The sequence below is a fragment of the Streptomyces sparsogenes genome, from assembly GCF_001704635.1.
In the GTDB taxonomy this organism is placed as follows: domain Bacteria; phylum Actinomycetota; class Actinomycetes; order Streptomycetales; family Streptomycetaceae; genus Streptomyces; species Streptomyces sparsogenes.
Genome location: NZ_MAXF01000185.1, coordinates 1 through 20,955 on the forward strand (window position 1 = coordinate 1; position 20,955 = coordinate 20,955).

At 74.4% G+C, this 20,955-nt stretch carries 11 protein-coding genes; 7 read left to right on the forward strand and 4 right to left on the reverse strand.

The window, feature by feature from the left end; translation table 11 throughout:
* Positions 1-3,083: amino acid adenylation domain-containing protein (locus BBH68_RS33810; protein ID WP_065967588.1), on the reverse strand; the 3,083-nt coding region annotated here is incomplete at its 3' end.
* Between the two features lie 219 nt (positions 3,084-3,302).
* On the opposite strand from BBH68_RS33810, the gene BBH68_RS33815 reads away from it, so the two are divergent.
* The gene (locus BBH68_RS33815; protein WP_065967589.1) at positions 3,303-4,937 is read left to right on the forward strand and encodes an AMP-binding protein; all 1,635 of its coding nucleotides are present in this window, start codon (positions 3,303-3,305) and stop codon (positions 4,935-4,937) included.
* 93 nt (positions 4,938-5,030) lie between these two features.
* On the opposite strand, the gene BBH68_RS33820 is transcribed toward BBH68_RS33815, so the two are convergent.
* Positions 5,031-6,047: a diiron oxygenase gene (locus BBH68_RS33820; protein ID WP_079151381.1), complete on the reverse strand. Its 1,017-nt coding sequence runs from the start codon at positions 6,045-6,047 to the stop codon at positions 5,031-5,033.
* Between the two features lie 207 nt (positions 6,048-6,254).
* Here BBH68_RS33820 and BBH68_RS33825 point away from each other — a divergent pair, with 207 nt between their 5' ends.
* The 4 genes from BBH68_RS33825 (at position 6,255) to BBH68_RS33840 (ending at position 15,826) form a co-directional block, all read left to right on the forward strand.
* Positions 6,255-7,043: a thioesterase II family protein gene (locus tag BBH68_RS33825; RefSeq protein WP_065967590.1), complete on the forward strand. Its 789-nt coding sequence runs from the start codon at positions 6,255-6,257 to the stop codon at positions 7,041-7,043.
* Positions 7,044-7,123: 80 nt separating this feature from the next.
* Positions 7,124-8,083, forward strand: coding sequence for a TauD/TfdA family dioxygenase (locus BBH68_RS33830; protein ID WP_065967591.1), 960 nt, complete (start codon positions 7,124-7,126; stop codon positions 8,081-8,083).
* A 190-nt stretch (positions 8,084-8,273) separates the two neighbouring features.
* Positions 8,274-14,612 (forward strand): non-ribosomal peptide synthetase, encoded by a 6,339-nt coding sequence (locus BBH68_RS33835; protein ID WP_065967592.1) that lies wholly within the window; start codon positions 8,274-8,276, stop codon positions 14,610-14,612.
* Between the two features lie 74 nt (positions 14,613-14,686).
* Positions 14,687-15,826, forward strand: a complete 1,140-nt coding sequence (locus BBH68_RS33840) for a glycine amidinotransferase (protein WP_065967628.1) — start codon at positions 14,687-14,689, stop codon at positions 15,824-15,826.
* A 75-nt stretch (positions 15,827-15,901) separates the two neighbouring features.
* Here BBH68_RS33840 and BBH68_RS33845 read toward each other — a convergent pair whose 3' ends face one another.
* Positions 15,902-16,726 carry a phytanoyl-CoA dioxygenase family protein gene (locus BBH68_RS33845; protein ID WP_065967593.1) on the reverse strand — a complete coding sequence of 275 codons (825 nt, stop codon included), beginning with the start codon at positions 16,724-16,726 and terminating at the stop codon, positions 15,902-15,904.
* 184 nt (positions 16,727-16,910) lie between these two features.
* On the opposite strand from BBH68_RS33845, the gene fabD reads away from it, so the two are divergent.
* Complete coding sequence (gene fabD / locus BBH68_RS33850; protein ID WP_076971257.1) at positions 16,911-17,864, forward strand: ACP S-malonyltransferase; 954 nt, start codon at positions 16,911-16,913, stop codon at positions 17,862-17,864.
* A 281-nt stretch (positions 17,865-18,145) separates the two neighbouring features.
* On the opposite strand, the gene BBH68_RS33855 is transcribed toward fabD, so the two are convergent.
* The gene (locus BBH68_RS33855; RefSeq protein ID WP_065967595.1) at positions 18,146-19,144 is read right to left on the reverse strand and encodes an Lrp/AsnC family transcriptional regulator; all 999 of its coding nucleotides are present in this window, start codon (positions 19,142-19,144) and stop codon (positions 18,146-18,148) included.
* Positions 19,145-19,281: 137 nt separating this feature from the next.
* Between BBH68_RS33855 and BBH68_RS33860 the strand changes: the two genes are divergently transcribed.
* Positions 19,282-20,883 carry an AbgT family transporter gene (locus tag BBH68_RS33860; RefSeq protein ID WP_245738437.1) on the forward strand — a complete coding sequence of 534 codons (1,602 nt, stop codon included), beginning with the start codon at positions 19,282-19,284 and terminating at the stop codon, positions 20,881-20,883.
* The last annotated feature ends 72 nt before the right edge of the window (positions 20,884-20,955 follow it).

Genomic DNA, 20,955 nt, shown 5'->3' on the forward strand with positions numbered 1-20,955 from the left:
AGCTGTCGTCCGATCCGCGCCGCGCCGAGCACCTCGGTGAACGCCTCGTGCAGCACCCGCTCCCGCTCCGTGCCGGGCGCCCGGTAGGCGCTCGCGGCCTCGAACGCGGGGGCCGGCAGGGCCGCGCGGTCCACCTTGCCGTTCGGCGTGAGCGGGAAGGCCTCGAGCGCCACGATCCGGGCCGGGACCATGTACGCGGGGAGCCGGCGCGCCAGGAACTCCCGCAGCGCGGCCGCGTCGAGCCCGCCGTGCGGCGCGGGGTCGCCGGTGGCGGTGGCGGTGGCGGTGCTCGCGGGGGTGTCGGTGGCCGTGGTCGTCGTGGTGTCGGCGGCGGGTACGGCGTAGGCGACCAGCTGTCCGGTCCCGGGCCGGTCCGCGCGGACCGCCGCGACGGCCCCGCCGACGCCGGGGGCCTGGGCGAGCTGGGCCTCGATCTCGCCGAGTTCGATGCGGAAGCCCCGCAGCTTGACCTGGCGGTCGGCGCGGCCGAGGTACGTCAGCTCGCCGTCCGCCGTCCAGCGGGCCATGTCCCCCGTCCGGTACATCCGCGCGCCGGGCGCGCCGAAGGGGTCGGCGACGAACCGCTCCGCGGTGACCCCGGGGCGGCCGAGGTAGCCGCGGGCGAGCCCGTCGCCGCTCAGGTACACCTCCCCCGCGACCCCGGGCGGCACCGGCCGCAGCGCGGAGTCGAGCAGCCGGAGCCGGCCGCCGGGGACCGAGGACCCCAGGGGCGGCGCGGTCCGGCCGGACAGCGGCCCGGTCTGGGTGGCGATCACCGTGGCCTCGGTGGGGCCGTAGGCGTTGACCATGTGCCGTCCCGGGGACCAGCGGGCGACCAGCTCGGGTGGGCAGGGCTCGGCGCCGACGACCAGATTGACGCCCTTCGGCAGGCCGTCCTGGGGCATGGCCGTGAGCGCGGAGGGGGCGAGCAGCAGGCAGTCGACGCCCAGTTCGGCCACCAGGGCGGCCAGCGGCGGCCCTGGCACCAGGCGTTCGGGCGGGGCGACCACGGCGGCGGCGCCGGTGAGCAGCGCCACGCACAGCTCCCACACCGACGCGTCGAAGCTCGGCGACGCGAACTGCAGCACCCGGGTGTCCGGTCCCAGGCGGAGGAGGTCCGTCTGCTGCCGCAGCAGGGCGGCCAGGCCGGTGTGGGTGACCACCACGCCCTTGGGGCGGCCGGTGGAGCCGGAGGTGTAGATGACGTACGCCGGGTGCCCCGGCCTCAGCGGCGCCACGCGGTCGCGGTCGCTGAGGTCGGCTTCGACATCCGTATCGGTGTCGGTGTGCGTTTCCGTGTCCGTGTCCGTGGCGTGACCCGCGCCGTCCAGGTGGAGCCGGGGCACGCCCGGGGCCAGTGTGCCGTCGTCGGCGGCCCGCGTGGTGAGCAGCATCAGCGGCTCGGTGTCCGCCAGCATGGCGGCGACCCGCTCCCGCGGATAGTCCAGGTCGACGGGGAGGTACGCGGCTCCCGCCTTCATCACCGCGATCACGGCCGTCAGCGCGGCGACGCCACGCGGCAGGGCGACGGCCACCAGGCGCTCGGGGCCCGCTCCCCGCGCCACCAGGGCCCTGGCGAGGCGGTTGGCGCGGGCGTTGAGGCCGGCGTAGTCGAGGCGGGAGGTGGGCGACAGCACCGCGCAGGCCCGCGGGGTGCGCCGCACCTGGTCCTCGAACAGCTCGGGGAAGGTACGCGGCGTCACGTGCCGCGCCGGACCCGGTGGCAGGCCGACGGCGAGCGCCTCGGTGCGTTCGTCCGCCGTGAGGACGTCCACCCGGGCGAGCGGAAGGTCGGGCGGGGCGGCGAGGAAACGGGTGAGGAAGTCGGTGAACCGCGCCTGGTGCGCGGCCAGTTCCGCGGCGGTGTAGCGGTCGGGGTTGGCCTCGAACTCCACGCGCGCGCCCCGGCCGTCGGGTCCGGGGTGGCAGGTGATGTTGAGGTCGGTGACCGGCCCGCCGGAGAGCGCGGCCAGGCGCGCCTCGCGTCCGGTGAACGCGGTCTCGGAGCCCGCCGGCACGATGTTCACCAGCACGCCGAACAACTGCTCGTTGGTGCCGAGCAGGCGCAGGTCGCGGCGGAGCTCGTCGTACGGGTAGCGCTGGTGGGTGAGGAGTTCGCCGAGCCGCCGCGCCACCTGCCGGACCAGCGGTGCCCTGCCCTCGGCGGGGCTGACGGCCATCCGCAGCGGGAGCGTGTTCGAGAGCATGCCGGGCACGTCGCGCGACCGGGCGCCGAGCCGTGCGGTGACCGGGACGCCGAGGGTGAGGTCCTGGGCTCCGGTCATGCCCTGGAGATACGCCGCGACGGCCGCCAGCATCGGCACCGTCCACGGGGCGCGGGCGTCCCGCCCCGCGGTCCGCAGCGCCCGCAGTTCGGCCTGCGAGAGGACCGTCGTCGCCGACAGGGCGCGCCCCGCGGCGCCGGTCGGCACCCCGGGGGCGAGCGAGGCGGTCTCGGGCCGGTCGGCGAGGACACCGTTCCAGTAGTCCCGGTCCGCGGTGTAGTCGTCCGAGGCCCGGTAGTCCGTCTCCTCCGCCAGCAGGTCCACGAGGCGGCCCAGCGGCTCGCCCGCCGGCTCGGTCCCGGCGGCCAGGGCCTCGTAGACGGTGGCGATCCTGCGCGAGTGCAGCACCGAGCCGAACGCGTCGGACAGGATGTGGTGGCTGCGCTGGTACCACAGGTGGTGGTCGGGCCCGATCCGCATGAGGACGTGCCCGGACAGCGTGTCCCGGAGCGGGTCGCGCGCGGTGGCGCGGTCCCGTTCGACCAGCGCCCCGGCCGTGGTGAGGGCGTCCGGGTCCCCGCTGAGGTCGATCTCCCGCCACGTCGAGCGGCCGGGGGCGACCGGCCGCTGGTAGAGGCCGTCCGGACGCTCCACCAGTTCGACGTCCCAGCTGCCGCTCTCCCCCTCCGCGTGGCGGATCGCCCGGCGCAGCAGTTCCCCGTCCAGCGGCCCGCGGACCTCCATGACGGCCACGGTGTTGTAGGCCGGGTTGTCCGGCTGGAGGCGCTGGGCGTGGAAGACACCCCTCTGGGCGGCCGTGAGCGGGAGCAGGCCGTGCTCGGCGTCGGGTGAAGTCATCGGGTTCGTAACCGCTCTCTCGTGCACCGGACCGTGAAGCTCGGATCTCGGTCGATGCTGCATCGGCGCACGGCCGCTCACCAGGCAATCGACCGGCAATCGCGGTTGCTGGTCGAAATGCCGCCCGGGCCGGGGCGAGTTACCGGCCGCTTGCCTGGTGGCCGCGCGGGCCGCGTGGCGATGCTGTGCGGCGGTGCACTCCCGGAAAGGACGAGGACGTTGGGTATTCCGGATCGGGGCCTGCTCGACTGGCTGGACGAGGCGTCCACCGAGCGTGGCCTGTACTACGCGAACGACGACGACGGCTGGGACTTCTGGTCCTACCGCGACCTGGGCCGGCTGGTGCTGCGCACCGCCGCCGCGCTGCGGGCGAACGGGATCGGCCGGGGCGATGTGGTGGCGCTGGTGCAGCGCTCCAGCCCGGGTTTCGTGGCCGGGTTCTTCGGCGCGCTGGCCGCCGGCGCGACACCGTGCTCCATCGCCCCGCCGTTCGCCTTCCAGCGTGCGGACGAGTACGAGAAGCACGCCGCGCATCTGCTGCGTACCGTCCGCCCCGCGGCCGTGGTCTGCGACGACGAGTCGCTGGAGCGGATGGCCAAGGTGGCCGCGGAGGTGGGCCTCGGCGCACCGGTCGCCTTCGACGGCCTGGTGGCGGACACCGAGCCGCTGGAGCGGCCGCTGCCGCTGCCCGAGACCGCGCTGGTGCAGTTCACCTCGGGGTCGAGCGGTTTCTCGCGCGGGGTGCGGATCTCCGCCGAGGCGCTGCGGACCAACATCTCGGGGATGGGCACCTGGCTGGGGTGCGCGCCGGAGCGCCCCGCGGCGAGCTGGCTGCCGGTCCATCACGACATGGGCCTCGTCGGCTTCCTGCTGAACGTCGTCGTCACCGGCTTCGACGGGTGGATGTTCCAGCCGGACGATTTCATCCGCTCGCCGCTGCGCTATCTGCGCTGCCTCAGCGACCGGCGCATCGTCATGACGGCCATGCCCAACTTCGGCCTGTCGTACATCGCGCGCCGGGTGAGGCCGGCCGATCTGGAGGGGCTGCGCTTCGACGCGCTGCGGGCCGTGATCGTCGGCGCGGAGCGGATCGACCCACGGGTGCTGCGCGACTTCCACGCGCTGCTGGGGCCGCACGGGCTGGACCGCGGCGCGCTGGTCCCCGCGTACGGCAGCGCGGAGGCGACCTTGGCGGTGACCGGTCTGCCCCCGGGCGAGGGCTGGTCGACGGGGCGCCCGGACACCGCGGGCGACGTGGCGTCCCTCGCCGGTACGGCGGTGGTCGGCTGCGGCCGCCCGCTGCCGGGCAGAACGGTGACGATCGTGTCCGAGGACGGCGCGGCCCTCCCGGTCGGGCGGGTCGGCGAGATCGTGGTCAGCGGGGTGTCGATCGCGAGCGGGTACGTGGGCGACACCGGCTCGGCCTCGGGGACCAGCCTCGGCGGGCAGGGGCTGCGGACCGGTGACGCGGGGTTTGTGCGGGACGGTCAGCTGTTCGTGATCGGCCGGCTGGGCGACGGGCTCAAGGTGAGCGGGAAGATGGTGTTCGCCGAGAGCCTGGAGGCGCTGTTGCACGAGCGCGGCATCCCGGAGCGCCGGGTGGCCGTCCTGCTCGGGGTCCGCGACGGCAGGCCCACGGCGGTGGCCCTGTTCGCGGCGGCCAAGCCCGGCTGGCGGCGGACCGCCCACGAGGTGCTGTCGGAGTGGCTCGGCGACGCGGAGCTGTTGTCGGCCGAGGTGCCCCGGGGTGGCATCGCGGTGACCTCCAGCGGCAAGCCGCGGCGCCGCGTCATCTGGCGGGCGGTGTGCGCCGGGGAGTTCCCCTCGGCGCTCGGGCCGTTGACGGCGGACTGATCCGGCACACTCCACCGCTGCCCGGCGCGCGGTGCGCGCCGGGCAGCGGTGGAGTGTGCCGGGGTGGGGCGCCGGGCCCGGTTCCGGGGCCGGTCAGCGGGTGGCCATGGTCTCGGGGCGCACCAGGTTCTCCGCGAGCAGCAGCTCCCTCACCCGCTCCGACAGCAGGCCCAGTTGCCGCAGCACATGGATGACCTGCTGGAACAGCAGCTGCCGGTAGGTGGCCATCATCGGGTTGGTGCGGGCGAAGCGCAGCCCCTTGGCCACGTCGAGGTCCATCCGCTCCCACACCTCGCGGAGCATGAAGCGCCGGGACATCAGCCGGATGGACTCCAGCAGGAAGTCCTCGCGCTCCCGCAGCTCCGCCGTGGTGGCGTCCGCGTACATGCCGGTGAGGGAGGTGACGCCGAAGGCGATGTGCCGGGCCTCGTCGCTCGCCACCATCTTGGTGATCTGCCGGATCAGCGGGTCGCCGAAGCCACTGCTGGCGAGCCGCAGCCCGGTGATCGCCAGTCCCTCCATGACCACCTGCATGCCGAGGTAGACGATGTCCCACCGGGACTCCGACAGCACATCGCGCAGCAGCGTCCCGAGCCCGGGGTTGACCGGGTAGACGGTGCCGAGTTTCTCGTCCATGTAGCGCGCGAAGGCCTCGACGTGCCGGGCCTCGTCGGCGACCTGGGAGGCGGCGTAGGTCTTGGCGTCCATGTCGGGCACGGTCTCCACCAGCCGGGCGGTGGTCACCAGCGCGCCCTGCTCGCCGTGCAGGAACTGGCTGCACATCCAGGCCTGGTACTCCCAGCGGAACCGGGTGAGCAGTTCGCGCGGCACCGGGCTGCCCTCGCCGACGACGAAGCCGGCGAGCCGGGCGCCGTTCTCCTCGGTCAGCTCGGACCCGAAGCGGACGTCGTGGTCCCAGTCGATGTCGGTCGCGGCGTTCCACTGCGAGGCCTTGTTCTTCTCGTACAGGCTCCACACACGGCTGTCGCGTTTTCCGTAGTCCCAGTTCAGGCACGCCTGGGTGAGGGCCTCGACCTTCATCAGGTCCGCCGTGACGGCGTCCAGGGTGAAGAAGGTGGCGTCGGTTGCCTCGTCGGGAACAGTGGTCATGGGAAGTCGGTCCCCTCAGGCGCAAGGGCAGAACGGTCGGCCCCGATCCTCGCCGCGCGACGGTTCCGCCCTCCAGGCAGACCTGGGGGCAACTCGGCGGCAGACCGGTTGCCGGTCCGTGTGCCTGGCCCGGCGGCCACCGCGGCGCCACCATGGGCCGCCGGGGCCACCGCCCCGGGGCGAGTGCCGGGCGAGGAGAGGAGCGGGATGGGAACCCACGCCGCCGTACGACCCTGCCATGTGGCGGACACGCCGACGCGCGGGGTGGACACTCCGTGGATCGTCGGCCGGGTGACCGCTCCCCGTCCCCGGCTGCGGTTGTTCTGCCTGCCCCAGGCGGGTGGCAGCGCGGGCTCGTACGCCCCGTGGCGCCTCGCGCCGCCGCCCGGCATCGAGCTGGCGACGGTGGAGCTGCCCGGCCGTGGGGTGCGCAGCGCGGAGCCGCTGCCGGACACCCTGGAGGAGCTGGCGGAGGCCGTGCTCGACGGCATCTCGGCCGAGTTCGACCTGCCGTACGCGCTCTTCGGCCACAGCTTCGGGGCGCTGCTGGGCTATGAGATCGCCGTCCGCGCCGGCCGGCGCGGTCTGCCCGCGCCCCGCGCGCTGCTGGTCTCCGCCTCCCGGGCGCCGCACACCCCGGTGCCCCGGCGGATCTCGGACCGGGACGACGAGAGCCTGCTCGCCTGGCTCGAGGGGTTCGGCGGCTTCCCGCCGGACCTCCGGCGGTATCCGTCGTATCTGCGGTACGCGCTGCGTACGGTCCGCCGCGACCTCGCCCTCACCGAGGTGTACCGGAGCGCCGGGCCGGTGCCGGTCGGCTGCCCGCTGCATGTGTTCGGCGGCGCCGAGGACCCGCTGGTGGCCGCCGACCGGCTGGAGCGGTGGCGCGAGTGCGCCGGGGCCGGGTGCACGGTGCGGCTGCTGCCCGGCGGGCACGACTACCTCTTCACCGGTGCTCCGGCGGTGCTCGGCGCCGTCGCGGAGGCGCTCGGCTGACCGGCGGGGTTCTCACCGAACACCAGGGCACCCGACATCAGGGCACCGGATGCGGGCCCGTTCCCAGGGAGTTGTGACGAGTGGACGATCTGACCGGCATCACCGTGTTGCGGGCGGAGGGCGAGCGGCTGGGGGCCTTCGCGCGGCGGCAGGCCCCGGCGATCCACGAGGCCGTCGCCGCCCGTGGCGCCGTGCTGATCCGGGGGGCCGGCGCGGAGGGCGTGGCGGATTTCCAGCAGGCGCTGGACGGGCTCGGGTTCCGGCCGCTGGAGTACACGGAGCGCTCGACGCCGCGCAGCGAGGTGGGCGACGGGGTGTTCACCTCCACCGAGTACCCGGCCCGCGAGGTGATCCCGCAGCACTGCGAGTCGTCGTACGCCGGTGCCTGGCCCGGCCGACTGGCGTTCTTCTGCGCCACCCCGGCGGCCACCGGCGGCGCCACCCCGATCACGGATGTGGAGCGGGTGCTGGAGGAGATGCCCGCCGAGGTGGTCGAGGCCCTAGAGGCGCGGGGGCTGCGCTATGTGCGCAACTACGGCAGCGGGGTGGGGCTCGACTGGCGCGAGGCCTTCCAGACCGACAGCCGGGCCGAGGTGGACCGGTTCTGCGCGGCGGGCGGGCTGGAGTGGCAGTGGCTGGAGGACGACCGGCTGCGCACGGTCCGCCGGGCCCCGGCGACCGTGACGCACCCGCGCACCGGGCGCCGGGTGTGGTTCAACCACCTGGTGCTGTTCCACCAGTCGGCCCTGCCCAGCGGGTTGCGGGCGGACCTGGTGGCGCTGTTCGGCGCCGACGGGCTGCCCAATGACGTGCTGTTCGGCGACGGGAGCCCGATCCCCGACGAGCTGGTGGCCGCGGCCCGGGCGGTCTTCGAGCGGCGCGCGCGGCGCTTCGCCTGGCGGCGCCACGACCTGCTGGTGATCGACAACATGCGCTGGTCGCACGGGCGGGAGGCGTTCACCGGGGAGCGCCGGGTGCTGGTCTCCATGTCGGACCCGATCACCCGGTCCGCCCGGCCGGAGCCGGCCTACCGCGGCTGACCCGCGCACCGGCAACGCGGCCCGCCCGCCGAGAAGTCGGCGGGCAGGGAAGCTGCCGGTCGGCTGCCTGGCCCGGGTGTCGGGCCGCCCGACATCATCGTGGCATCCGGCCGAAACCGGTCGCCACGCCCTCCCATGACACGCCACCCGCCTCGGCGCGCGCCGCCGACCGCCTCCGGGGAACCCGCCAGTGAACGAAGTGACACAGTCGCCGATCGAGTCCGTGCTGCCCCTCACGCCGCTGCAGGAGGGCATGCTCTTCCACGCTCTGTACGACTCCGAGGCTGTGGACGTCTACACCATCCAGGCGCCCTTCGAACTGGTCGGCGAGGTGTCCGCGAAGGCCCTGCGCGCCGCCTGCGCCGCCACCCTGGCGCGCCACACCGCGCTGCGGGCCGGTTTCCGCCAGCGGGCGAACGGGCAGGCGGTCCAGCTGATCCGGCGCTCCGTGAAGACGCCGTGGACCGAGCTGGACCTCTCCGCGGATCCCGAGTCGGTGCGCCGGAAGAAGCTGGTGGCCTTCCTGGAGGAGGAGCGGTCGCGCCGCTTCGACATGACGGCCCCGCCGCTGATGCGGTTCGCGCTGGTCCGGCTGGCCGAGCGCCAGTACGCGTTCATCCTGACGTACCACCACATCCTGCTGGACGGCTGGTCCCTGCCGCTGGTGCTGGAGGACCTGTTCACGCTGTACCGCCGGGAGAACGAGGGGGGAGGCGCCGGCGGCGGGCCGGCGCAGGCCACGCCGTTCTCCGACTTCCTGCGGTGGCTCTCCCGGCAGGACCGGCCCGCGGCGGAGGCGGCGTGGCGGTCGGCGCTCCAGGGGCTCTCCGAGCCCACGCTCGTGGCCGCCGGGGCGCCGGCGGCCGGGGACGGGGAGATGCCCGGCCTGCTGCACATCACGCTTCCCGAGGGCGCGACCGAGGCGCTGTCGGAGACCGCCCGCAGGCACGGGCTCACCCTCAACACGGTGGTGCAGGGCGTCTGGGCGCTGCTGTTGTCCCTGCTGACCGGGCGTGGCGACGTGGTGTTCGGCCAGACCGTGCACGGCCGCCCGCCGGGGCTGCCCGGCGCCGACTCGGTGGTCGGCCTGCTCATGAACGCCGTGCCGGTCCGGGTGCGGATCGACCCGGCGGAGACGGTGGCCGCGCTGTTCGCCCGGATCCAGGACGAACAGTTCGCGCTGGCCCCGCACCAGCACCTCGGGCTCGCCGAGGTGCGGCGCCTGACCGGTCTTGACACGCTGTTCGACACCTCCACGGGCTTCGGCAACGCGCCCTTCGACTGGGCGTCCGTGCGTGACAGCGTGCCGGGCCTGCGGATCACCCCGCTCGCCGACGAGGAGGCGGGCGAGGGAGGCGAGGGGCCGGAGGACGGCGGCCGGCAGGAGATCACCGGTGCCACGCACTACCCGCTGAGCGTGGTGGCCGTACCCGGCTCCCGGCTGCGCCTGGACATCAGCTACCGGCGCCGCCTGTTCGACGACGCCCGCCTCGAGCTGATCGGCTCCCGGCTGCGGTTGCTGCTCGACGCCTTCATCCACTCCCCCACCACCCCCGTCGCGCGACTGCCGCTGCTGACCGGCCAGGAGCGCGCACGGGTGCTGGGCGGGTGGGCCGGCCGCGCCGGGACCCGGACGCCCGCGGCGGACGGGCCCGGCACGGCCACGCTCGTCCGGCGCTTCGAGGACCAGGTGCGCCGGACCCCCGACGCCCCGGCCGTGGCCGACCCGGCGCGCACGCTCGGCTACCGCGAGCTCGACGAGGCCGCCAACCGGCTGGCCCGGCTCCTGCTGGGGCGCGGCGTACGGCCGGGGGATCTGGTGGCGGTGGCGCTGCCGCGCGGCACCGACCTGGTCGTGGCGCTGCTGGGGGCGCTGAAGGCGGGGGCCGGCTATCTGCCGGTCGACCCCGGGTATCCGCCGGAGCGCGTCGCGTATCTGCTCGCCGACGCCGCCCCGTCCGCGGTCGTCTGCGCCGACACCGGCCACCCGGAGCTCGCCGGACACCCGTCGGCGGTCCCGCTGAGCGACCCAGCCGTGCGGGCCGGGCTCGCGGCGCTGCCGGGAAATCCGGTGGACGACGCCGAGCGCGGCGCGCCGGTCCGGCCCGCCGACCGCGCCTACGTCATTTACACCTCGGGGTCGACCGGCCGCCCCAAGGGGGTGGCGGTGGAACACCGCACGGTCGACAACTACCTCGCCTTCGCCCGCGAGGCCTACCCGGGCCTGGCCGGACACGCGCTGGTGCACTCGCCGCCCTCCTTCGACCTCACCGTCACCGCCGTCTTCGGCCCGCTGACCTCGGGCGGCCTGGTGCGCATGGTGGACCTGGAGGACTTCGACGCCCCGCCCGGGGCCACCGGCGCGGCGCCCACGTTCGTCAAGGCCACCCCCAGCCATCTGCCGGTGCTGGTCGACTCCGCCGACTGGTACTCGCCGACCGGCGAACTCGTCCTGGGCGGCGAGCAGTTGACCGGGGAGGCGCTGGCCGCGTGGCGGGCCCGCCACCCCGGCGCGACGGTCGTGAACGAGTACGGGCCCACCGAGGCGACCGTGGGCTGTGTGGAGTACCGCCTGGAGCCCGGGGATCCGCTGCCGCGGGGCGCGGTGCCCATCGGCCGGCCCGTCCCCGGCGCCCGGATCTATGTGCTGGACGCGTGGCTGCGCCCGGTCCCCGCGGGCGTCCCCGGCGAGCTGTACATCGGCGGTGAGGTGCTGGCCCGCGGCTATGTCCGGCGGCCGGGGCTCTCCGCGGCCCGCTTCGTCGCCGACCCGTTCGGCGAGCCCGGCGGCCGGATGTACCGCACCGGCGACATTGCCTGGTGGCGGCCCGACGGCACCGTGGTTTACGGCGGACGGGCCGACGACCAGGTGAAGGTCCGCGGCTTCCGGATCGAACTGGGCGAGATCGAGGCCGTGATCGGCGGCGACCCCGCGGTCGCCCGGGCCGCCGCGGCGGTGCGGGAGGACCGCCCCGGCGCGCCGAACCTGGTGGCGTACGTGGTGCCGGAGCCCGGGCGGGAGGCCGAACTCGCCACGCTGGCCGAGCGGATCGCGGCCAAGCTGCCCGCGTACATGCTCCCCTCCGCGTTCGTCACCCTGCCCACGCTTCCGCTGAGCCCGAACGGCAAGGTCGACCGGTCCGCGCTGCCCGCGCCGGAGCCGGCCGCGGCGCCGCCGCGCGGGCGCGGGACCGGGGAGGCCGGAGGGGCCCGGCCGGACCCGGGGGCACGGGAGGGCGCCGCGGCCACGCTCGCCAGGCTGTTCGCGCAGGTGCTCGGCGCGGACGGAGCCGGGGCGGGGGACGACTTCTTCGCTCTCGGCGGCGACTCGATCACCGTCATCCAGCTGGTGGCGCGGGCGCGCGAGGCGGGCCTGCGGTTCACTCCTAAGCAGGTCTTCACCCATCGCACGGCCGAGGCCCTCGCCGCGTTCCTGGAGCAGGACGCGAAGCCGGCCACCGCCCCGACGGCCGGTGCGCCCGCCCGCGACGAGGGTTCCGCCGTCGTCCCCGCCACGCCGATCATGCGCCGGCTCCATGAGCACGGCGGCGCGGTGGACGCCTTCCACCAGTCGACGCTGCTGCGGGTGGCGCCCGGACTCGGCACCGACCGGCTGGCCGCCGCCGTGGCAGCCGTCGTGGAGCGGCACCAGGCGCTGCGCGCCCGGCTGCGGGACGACGGGTCGCTCGCCGTGGACCCGGTGGACCCGGGCGGGTCGCGCGGGGCGGTCCGCCGGGTGGACATCTCCCACCTCCCCGCCGGCGCCGTGCGCCCGCGGATCTCCGCCTGCGCCGCGGAGGACGCCGACGCGCTCGCCCCGCGCCAGGGCGCGATGGTGCGGGCCACCTGGTTCGACGCCGGCGAGGGCCGGCCGGGGCGGCTGCTCGTCACCGTCCACCACCTGGCCGTGGACGCGGTCTCCTGGCACATCCTGCTGACCGACCTGTACACCGCCTGGCGGGCCACGGCGGCGGGCGGGGCCCCGGCGCCGGCGGACCCGGTGCCGCTCCCGCTGCGGGACTGGAGCCACCGGCTGCTGGCCGCCGCGAAGGAACCCGCCCTGCGCGGCGAGCTCCCCGTGTGGCGCCGGATCCTGCGCCCGGGCTCCCTCGCCCTCACCGACGCCCGGCTCTCGCCGTCCCGCGACATCCACGCGACCGCCGGCGAGCTGGACCTCGCGCTCCCCGAGGACCTGACCGCGCCGCTGCTCACCTCGGTGCCGGCCGCCCTCGGCGCCCGCACCGACGAGCTGCTGCTCACCGGCCTGGCGCTGGCCGTCGCCGCCTGGCGGCGCGCCGAGGCCGGCGGCGCCACCGCGGTGCTGGTGGATGTGGAGGGGCACGGCCGCGAGCAGGTCACCGAGGACACCGATCTGTCGGGCACCGTGGGCTGGCTCACCTCGCTGTACCCGGTGCGGCTCGACGCCGGGTTCGCCGGCTGGGACCCGGCGGGCGATCCGGCCCCCGCGCGCCTCGGGGACGCCGTGCGCCGGGTCGCCGCCCACCTGCGGCAGATCCCCCGGCGCGGCATCGGCTTCGGGCTGCTGCGCCATCTGAACCCGGACACGGCCGCCGAGTTGGCGGCCCGGCCGGACCCGCAGATCGGTTTCAACTACCTGGGTCGGCAGGAGAACTCCACGGACGCCGACTGGAGCGTGGCGCCGGAGTCGGACGCGCTGCCGGCCGGTCCCGATCCGCGGATGCCGATGACCCATGTCGTCGAGGTGAACGCGGCGGTCCAGGACGGCCCGGCGGGCCCGCGGCTGGTCGCCCACTGGCTGTGGGCGTCCCGCCTGCTGGCCGGGGAGGAGGTCGGCGAGCTGGCGCGGCTGTGGTTCGCGGCGCTGCGCGCGCTGGTGGCGTACGGGGCGAGCGCGGCCCCCGAGCAGGCCGCGACGCGGGGCGGGGCCGGACTGGACGGCGCCGAACAAGACGGGGCCGGGCTGGGCGGGGCTGGACGGGACGAGAAGGAGCTGTCCCGGCTCGCCGGCCGGATCGGCATGCCCGTGGCGCGGCTGCTGCCGCTCACCCCGACACAGGAGGGGCTGCTCTTCCACGCCCGCTACGACAGCGGGGCCCTGGACGTCTACAACGTGCAGATCGCCCTGGAGGTGCGGGGCCCGCTCGACGCCCAGCGGTTCCGCGACGCGTGTGACGCCCTGCTGAGGCGCCACCCGATGCTGCGCGCGGCCTTCCTCCAGCGGCGGTCGGGCGAACCGGTCCAGGTCATCCCGGAACAGGTGGGGATGCCCTGGTACGCGCACGACCTGACGGGTCTCGCCCCGCGGGAGCGGGACGCGCGGCTGGAGGAGCTGCTGGAGGCCGACCGGCGGCGGCGCTTCGACGTGGCCCGGCCGCCGCTGACCCGCTGCACCCTGATCGAGCTGGAGGAGGACCGGCGGCGGCTGGTGCTGAGCGTGCACCATCTGCTCGTGGACGGCTGGACCACCTCGCTGCTGCTGCGCGACCTGCTGGCGCTCTTCGACCACGAAGGCGACGAGAGCGGTCTGCCGACGCCCGGCCACTACCCCGACTATCTGCGGTGGCTGGCCGCGCAGGACCGCGACGAGGCGCGTGCCGCCTGGCGCGCCTCGCTGGCGGGCCTGAGGGAACCCACCCTGGTCTGCCCCGGCCGGGACATCGCGCGGACGCCCGTCCTCCCGGAGCGCACCGTCGTCGAGCTGCCCGAGCCGGACACCTCCGCGCTGCTCGACGCCTCGCGCCGGCACGGCGTCACGCTCAACACGCTGCTGCGGCTGGCCTGGGGTCTGGCGCTGCACCGGCGGACCGGGCGGCGGGACATCGTCTTCGGGGCCACGGTTTCCGGCCGGGTGGCCGAGCTGCCGGGCATCGAGGAGATGGTGGGGCTGTTCATCAACACCGTGCCGGTGCGGGTGCGCCTCGACCCGGCCGAGCCGCTGTCCGGGCTGCTGACCCGGCTGCAACAGGAACACGCCGAGCTGCTCCCGTACCACCACCTCGCCCTGACGGACATCCAGCGGGCGGTGGGCCTGGGCACGCTGTTCGACAGCTGCGTCGTCTTCGAGAACTTCCCGACCGCCGAGGCCCTGCCCAGCCCGGAGGACGGCCTGTGGCTGACCGAGGTCACCGGCCACGACGCCTACCACTACCCGCTGAAGCTGATGGTCGCGCCCGGCCGGCGGCTGCGCCTGGAGCTGAGCCACCGCCCCGATCTGCTCGACGCGGACGACGCGCGGCAGATGGCCGCGGACCTGCGGGAGCTCCTGGCCGAGCTGCCCGGGGCCCTGACGGCGCCGACGGAGCGTTTCCTGACCGGCGCCGGCACGCCCGCCGCCGGAGCCCTGGAGCGGCGGCTGTGCGAGCTGATCGCCGAGGTGCTGGGGCTCGAGGGCGTCGGGGCGGACGACGACGTGTTCGCCCTCGGCTGCGACTCGCTGACGGCGCTGCGCCTGGCGGGCCGGATCGAGGCGGAGCTGGGGCGCGGCGTCGACATCGCGGCCGTCTTCCGCTGCCGTACCGCCCGCTCCCTCGGTGAAGCGCTCGCCTGAGGCCCCCCGCCGGGCTCGCGGCCGGGCCCGGCGCGGCATGACCCGACGTGAGGAACACGCAGGTGGAGGTGGACATGGGACACGACTCGCTGGTCGTCAATTCATGGAACGAGTGGGACCCGCTCCAGGAGATCGTGGTCGGCTCGGCCGACCGCGCCTGCTTCGAGCCGACCGAGCCGGGCAGCCGCCCCGCGATCCGCGACGCGCCGGGGGTGCCGTTTCCCACCGGACCCAAGTCCGAGGAGGCCGTCGAGCTGGCCAACGAGGAACTGGACGGGCTGGTGGCCCTGTTGGAGTCCCAGGGGATCGTGGTGCGCCGCCCCGAGCCGCACGACTTCTCCGCCCCGGTCCGCACCCCGGACTTCGAGGTGGAGAACCAGTACTGCGCGGTCTGCCCCCGCGATGTGATGATCACGATGGGCAACGAGATCATCGAGGCCACGATGTCCCGCCGGGCCCGCTACTTCGAGTACCAACCCTACCGCAAGCTGGTGTACGAGTACTGGAACGCCGACCCGCGCGTCGAGTGGACGACCGCGCCCAAGCCGTCCATGAGCGACGGGATGTACCGCGAGGAGTTCTGGGAGTGGCCGCTGGAGAAGCGGCACGAGCGGATGCATTCCTTCGAATTCTGCGTCAGCCAGGACGAGGTGGTCTTCGACGCCGCCGACATGAGCCGGCTGGGGCGGGACATCCTGGTCCAGGAGTCGATGACCACCAACCGGGCGGGCATCCGCTGGCTGAGGCGGCATCTGGAGCCGCGTGGCTTCCGGGTCCACACGGTGCACTTCCCGCTGGACTTCTTCCCCTCGCACATCGACTGCACGTTCGTGCCGCTGCGCCCCGGGCTGGTCCTCACCAACCCGGAGCGGCCGCTGCGCGAGGGGGAGGAGAAGATGTTCCTGGCGAACGACTGGGAGCTGGTCGACGCCCCGCAGCCGGTGCTGGGCAACGACGAGATGCCGCGCTACTGCCAGTCCTCCAAGTGGCTCTCGATGAACGTGCTGAGCATGTCGCCGACGAAGGTCATCTGCGAGGAGCGGGAGAAGCCGCTCCAGGACCTGCTCGCCAAGCTCGACTTCGAGGTGTTCCCGGTGCCGTTCCGCCATGTCTTCGAGTACGGCGGCTCGCTCCACTGCGCCACCTGGGACGTGCGCCGCGAGGGCACCCGCGAGGACTACTTCCCCGCCCTCCGCTACGAGCCTCTGGTGTGACGCGCGTCCGGGCGGCCGGCACGCGGAGGTCCCACGGCGGCCCCGCCCCCTCATCCGGGCGGGGCCGCCCCTCGTTCAGCGGGGTTCGAGGGTGAGGCGCTCGTCGGCGAGCGGGGTGACCGGCGTGGCGTCCCGGGCCACGAGGAACTCGGGGCGGGTCGGCCGGGTGGGGGCGTTGTCGACCGCGTTGTAGGTGACCAGAAGTAACGCGCGGCGGTCGTCGGAGAGGTTGTTCGACGAGGAGTGGACGATGCTCGGGTGGAAGGCGTGCACCGAGCCGGCCGCCCCCTTGATCTTGTCCTCTCCGCGCTGCCGGGCCAGGGCCCGCGCCCGCTCCTCGCTCACCGTGTAGGCGAGGTCGGCCGATACGTGCTGACGCCAGTCGGACTTCTCGCCGGAGTCCTCGGCGGGCAGGTCGAGCAGTCCCAGGCCGTGGGAGCCGGGGATGACGACCAGCGGGCCGTTGTCGTCGTGGACGTCGTCGAGCGACAGGGCGATGTTGACCGCGTCGGGGCGGCGCATTCCGTCCTCCTCGCTCCAGAACGCGAAGTCCTGGTGCCAGGGCCAGGCGGCACCCTCCCGGGCCTGCTTGAGGTTGACCTTGAACTGGTAGACATAGACGGGTTTGCCGGTCAGCGCCTCGGCGAGGGAGACCAGTCGGGGGTGGCGCACCAGTGCCGAGCAGAGCTCGTCGAAGGCGTGGCAGCCGTGGATCGCGCGCACGGTGTCGTTGCCCGCCTCGTGGACGACCTCCGGCCTGCGCTGCCGGCTGATCGCCGCCACCCGGTCGCGCAGCAGCCGCACGGAGTCGTCGGCGAACCGGTAGGGGTAGGCGCACCAGCCGTTTTCGTCATAGGCGGTCCTGAGATCCGCCAGGGATGCTTCCGCCGGAGCGGACATGCGTCATCTCCTTCATCATGCATGCTCAGTCAGTCAAACGCGGGGTGAAGTGACGTCAGGACCTCCCGGATCGGTCGGGAACTCGGGGGCTTCCCGCGTGTCCTCCCGTTACGGCTTCCCGGTGGCCCCTCCGGTCGTATCGTTGCGGTGCGCGCATTGCTTTCCCTCGGCGACGGAGGCTGCTGTGAACAGAGTTGCTTTTCTCTTCCCGGGACAGGGGTCGCAGGTGCCCGGCATGGGGCGGGATCTCGTGGCGCTCCACCCCGACCTGGTGCGGCCCTACTTCGACACCGCGGACGAGGTGCTGGGCATGCCGCTGAGCCGGCTGTGTTTCGAGGGCGACCCCGAGGAGCTGCGGGACACCTCGGTCACCCAGCCCGCGGTGTATCTGGCGAGCCTGGTGTCCGCGGTGGTCCTGCGCGAGCGGGGCGTCGCGCCGGCCGCGGTGGCCGGGCACAGCCTGGGCGAGTACACCGCGCTGGTCGTCGCGGGCGTGCTGGACTGGATGGACGCCCTGAAGCTGGTGCGCCGGCGGGGGGTGTTGATGTCGGAGCTGAACCGCCGTACCCCGGGCCGGATGGCGGCCGTCATCGGTCTCCCGGCGGACCGGGTGCGGGAGCTGTGCGAGGAGGTGTCCCACCGGCGGCGGCTGGTCGTCGAGGTGGCCAACTACAACGCGGCGCGGCAGACGGTGGTCTCCGGCGTCGTCGAGGGCGTCGCCGAGGTGTCCCGCAGGGCCCGCGAGGAGGGCGCGAGCCATGTGGCCGGGCTCAGGGTCGGGGCGCCGTTCCACTGCTCCCTCATGGCGGACGTCGCGGCGGAGTTCGGCGGGGCGCTGGACGCGGTGGCCTTCGCCACCCCCTCCCTGCCGGTGGTGGCCAACGCGACCGCGGGCTACGTGTACTCGGGCGCGGAGGCGCGCGAGCTGCTGCGCCGTCAGCTCGCCGCTCCGGTGCGCTGGCAGGAGACGCTGGACCTGCTGGCCCGGGAGGAGGTGTCGGCCTTCGTGGAGGTCGGCCCCGGGCGGGTGCTCACCAACCTCAGCCGCGCCGGGCATCCGCGGATACCCGCCATGACGGCGGGCACCGGGCGGAAGATCGGCGAGGCGGTGGAGAAGCTGAGCCCGGCCCTGGTGTGACGGCCCGCCGACCGTGCCCTGCGGCGGCGGGGCGCCGCAGGGCACGGTCGCCGCTGCCGGGTCACCGGTACCACGTGGCCGTGCGCAGGCGTGAGCATCCGCTTCCCCCTGTTCCCCGTCTCCCGCGCCCCTCGCCGGTCTGCCGAGTTCATGACATCGGGACGAGGCGATTGGGATGATGTCAATCGCGCCAGGGGCAGTCAACCGTTGATCCGTCAATCGACCTGCGGATACGGGCGTTGTCAGGACATCGCCGCACTCACCCCCGGGCGGCCGGCCGCTCACCCGTCCGGCAGCAGCCGCCCGTCCTCCCGCGCGATCCAGTACCGCCGCAGCACATCGAGCACCACGGACACCTCGCACGCGGTGATGCCGGGCAGGTTCGCCAGATCGCTGGTGAGCAGCCCGGCCAGGCCGTCCTCGTCCCGGAACACCCCGTGGTGGATCACCGCGGAGGTGCCGGCGACCACCGACACATACCGCGCCGAGGGATGGCGGGCCAGCGTGTCGGCCACCTCCTGGACGGCGCCGGGCGCGGCCCGCACGGCGACGACGGCCTCCAGCGGATAGCCCAGGAAACCCGGTTCGATCTCCACGCGCGGCCGCACCAGCCCGCGCCGCAGCAGCGACTGGAGCAGCCGGTAGGCGGTCGGCTGGCTGATGCCGACCGCGCGGGCCACCTCCGCCGCGCTGGCCCGCCCGTCGTGGCGCAGCAGTTCCACGGCGCGCAGCTCGTCGGCGCTGAACCCGGCCGCGCCGGCCGGCTCGTCGCGGGGGTCGGCCAGCTCCCGCAGGGCGGCCACCTGGTCCTCGCTCAGCCGGTGCAGCCGCCAGGCGTCCGACTTGGTCGCGGCCCGCAGCACCAGGTCGCTGTGGGCGGAGCGCACCCCCGGCACCGAGGGGACGCTCGTCATCAGCAGCTCCCGGGCCCGGTCGCGCCGGGCCGCGTGGATCGAGCAGTAGACGTCGGAGCGCCCCGTCGTCGTGGCCACGAACGGGACTTCGGGCAGCTCGGCGAGGTGGCGGGCGACCTCCCGGGCCCGCCCGGGGTCGGTGGCCACCCAGACGTGCAGGGGGTGGCCCTCGGCCAGCATCGGCCAGTCCACCTGCCCGATCACCCGCAGCAGGCGCTCGTCCTCCAGTCGGGCCAGTCGGCGGCCGACGGTGCTGGGCGAGGCGCCGAGCACCTCGGCCAGCGCGCTCAGCGGTGCGCGGGGCGCCACTTGCAGGGCGGCCACCAGGTCGAGGTCGGCGTCGTCCAGCCGCGGGGTCTCCTCCATGCGTACGAATGTACCGCGCGAGCGTTGGCCCTGCCGTGAATGATTCATGCGTTACAAGTCTTTTACTTGCATCATTCCATCAGCGCCTCTCTAATGGACCACCACGCTTGCGCCCCTGACGTAAGGAAGTGCCGACGGTGAGCCCGAACGACGCCCCGACCACGCCCGGCCACAGCCCACACCGGCCGCCCACTCGACCCGGCGATGACACCTCGGCGGCGCTGGCCGGACTGCTCCGGCTGCTGGGGGCGGTCGAGCGGGCCGGCAACAGACTCCCCCACCCCTTCTGGCTGTTCGGGATCCTCAGCGCCCTGCTCGCCCTGGTCAGCTGGGTCCTGGCCGCCGCCGATGTGTCGGCGCCCGACCCGGCGGGCGGCAAGGACGTGGTGGTGCGCAGCCTGGTGTCGGTCGACGGCGTGCGGTCGATGATCACCGACGCGGTGACGAACTACGCCACCTTCCCACCGCTGGGCACGATCCTGGTCGTCATGCTCGGGGTCGCCGTCGCCGACAGGTCGGGGCTGCTCACCGCGATGCTGCGGGCCGGGGTCGGCAAGGTCCCGGCCCGGTGGATGACCTTCGCCGTGGCCTTCACCGCCATGGTCTCCCACATCGCCTCCGACGCGGCCTACGTGGTGCTGGTCCCCCTCGGCGGGCTGGCCTTCCGGGCGGTCGGGCGCAGCCCCGTCCTGGGGATCGTGGTGGCGTACGTGGGGGTGTCCGCCGGCTACGACGCCAGCCCGCTGATCACCCCGATGGACGCGGTGCTGTCCGGGCTGACCACGGCCGCCGCGCACACCGTGGACGCCGGATACTCCGTCACCCCGCTGTCCAACTACTTCTTCTCCCTGGGCTCCTCGGTGGTGCTGGCCGCCGTGATCACCTTCGTCACCGAGAAGGTGCTGGCCAAGCGGGTGGCGGCGCTGCCGCCCGAGGCCGAGGAGCCCCAGGACGAGGACCCCGGCCTGGGCGAGCTGGAGCTGCGGCCCGAGGAGCGCCGCGGGCTGCGCCGCGCGGGCGTCACCCTGCTGCTGTTCCTCGGGGTGATCGTGGCGGCCATGATCCCGGTGGGCTCGCCGCTGCGCGGCGAGGGCGGATCCATCGTCGAGTCCCCGGTGCTGTCCGGCATCGCGGTGGTGCTCGGAGTGTTGTTCGCCCTGCTCGGCGCTGTCTACGGGCGCGCGGCCGGCACGGTCCGAAACAGCCGTGACATCCCGGACTTCATGGCGCAGGGCATGCGCGAGATGGCCCCGATCCTGGTGCTGTTCTTCGCCATCTCCCAGTTCCTCGCCTACTTCAAATGGACCGGCGTCGGCCAGGTGCTCGCGGTGCGCGGCGCCGACCTGCTCAAGGACCTGGGGGTGACCGGCCCGGTGGCCTTCCTGGGCATCCTGGTCGTCTGTACGGTCATCAACCTGGTGATGACCAGCGGATCCGCGATGTGGGCGCTGGTCGCCCCGGTGTTCGTGCCCATGCTGATGCTGCTGGACGTGCCCCCGGAGGCCACCCAGGCGCTGTACCGGATCGCCGACTCCTGCACCAACGCGATCACCCCGATGAGCGCGTACTTCATCATGGCCCTCGGTTTCCTCCAGCGGTACCGGCGCTCCGCGGGCATCGGGACCCTGGCCTCGCTGACCCTGCCGCTGTCCGTGGCCATGCTGGTGGCCTGGACGCTGCTCTTCTACGCCTGGTGGGCGCTGGGCATCCCGCTCGGTCCCGGCGCGCCCGTCCGCTGACCCGGGGCCCGCCGGCCCCGGTCCCCCGCCCGCACCCCACACCCCCGCTGCGCGAACTCCTCGAAAGGACCC

Excerpts from the sequence above, each read along its gene's own strand:
- BBH68_RS33820 (WP_079151381.1), bottom strand. The coding sequence starts at position 6,047 with ATGACCACTGTTCCCGACGAGGCAACCGACGCCACCTTCTTCACCCTG.
- BBH68_RS33825 (WP_065967590.1), top strand. The coding sequence starts at position 6,255 with ATGGGAACCCACGCCGCCGTACGACCCTGCCATGTGGCGGACACGCCG.
- BBH68_RS33840 (WP_065967628.1), top strand. The coding sequence starts at position 14,687 with ATGGGACACGACTCGCTGGTCGTCAATTCATGGAACGAGTGGGACCCG.
- BBH68_RS33855 (WP_065967595.1), bottom strand. The coding sequence starts at position 19,144 with ATGGAGGAGACCCCGCGGCTGGACGACGCCGACCTCGACCTGGTGGCC.
- BBH68_RS33845 (WP_065967593.1), bottom strand. The coding sequence starts at position 16,726 with ATGTCCGCTCCGGCGGAAGCATCCCTGGCGGATCTCAGGACCGCCTAT.